The 1143-nt window shown below is 43.0% G+C and carries 1 protein-coding gene; it reads right to left on the bottom strand.

Features of this window, described 5'->3' with window-relative positions:
• Positions 1 to 1143 (bottom strand): hypothetical protein (locus tag DBR11_RS29795; protein WP_158275400.1); only part of this gene is annotated, 1143 nt, incomplete at both ends.

Here is a 1143-nt window from a genome sequence, read left to right on the forward strand (position 1 = left end):
ACCGGATCAAGTGCCATTTCCTTGGTCCATAAGGTATCCTTAACAAATGCACGCTGGTCATAAAACGTCCTCACATTTCCCGTAATGGCTGTAATCTCTACCCGTCCATCAGGTACTGCCAGGTCATTTTCATCTGCCGCTTTCATATAAACAGTTACCGGGTTTCCGGGAGAATGGACTTCCTTATCGGTTCTTACCGAGAAATGAATCCCCTTTAGTTCATAATCTTCATAGCGAAAGGTACCTGCATATACTTTTTCCCATTTCTCTCCTTTCTGCTCTTTTAACACAACATCGTAATTGCGGTCCAGATCAATATCCAGGCTATCCAACAATACGAAACTATGTTCATAACCACCATCCCGGTAAGGCTGGATCATGCCCAGCACCTCGCCACCCTCTTCTTCTCCCTGACGCATCAATTCTACACGAAGTGCCTTATTGTGAATGGCCTTTCCTTTAGCATTGACGATATAAGCTTTAAACTTCACTGTATCCAAAGGTTTGTACATGGGTTTATTAAAAGCCATATATCCCGCATACTTTGGCTTCTTCTGCGGGCGCACCTCAACCTGACGATTATAATCACGGCCTGCCTTTCCTCTTGGCCTTACCCAGGGCTTTTGCTCCTGAAAGGTGAAATAATTACGAATACCCTCCTGCTCTACAACAATCACATTTGGCTTAATGTCCTTTTTGGACACATACAAGCCCGCCTTCTGATCATATTTTACACTTTTATTTTTTCCAATCCTGACCGCTGCATTGGTGATCTGCATGCCTTTCAAATCCGTGATCCGGAATTGAAAATCCTTTAGGTTGTTTACAAACTGAAGGTTTACATTCCCCACCTGTTCCAAACTATACACCAAATTATTAGCCACCGGAGTAACATACAAATAATGGCCAAAAGGCATTTTCTTAGGATACGATTTTTTGGTATCCACCCGGAAAGAATCCACCAGGCTATGCATAAAAGCATCATTTACCGCAGCAGCAGCCCCTGCTGCAACTGCATAAGCTTCTTTGTCGGTTAATTTATAGATATAAGTAAAGTGCCCGGATTGTCTGCTCGCCGATAATTTATTTTGTGCATTTGAGCCATTTGCCAGTATACCAGCAAACAGTAAAGAGAGGAGAAGG

Origin of the sequence: Pedobacter sp. HMWF019, from assembly GCF_003061025.1 — a bacterium.
Classification (GTDB): Bacteria; Bacteroidota; Bacteroidia; order Sphingobacteriales; family Sphingobacteriaceae; genus Pedobacter.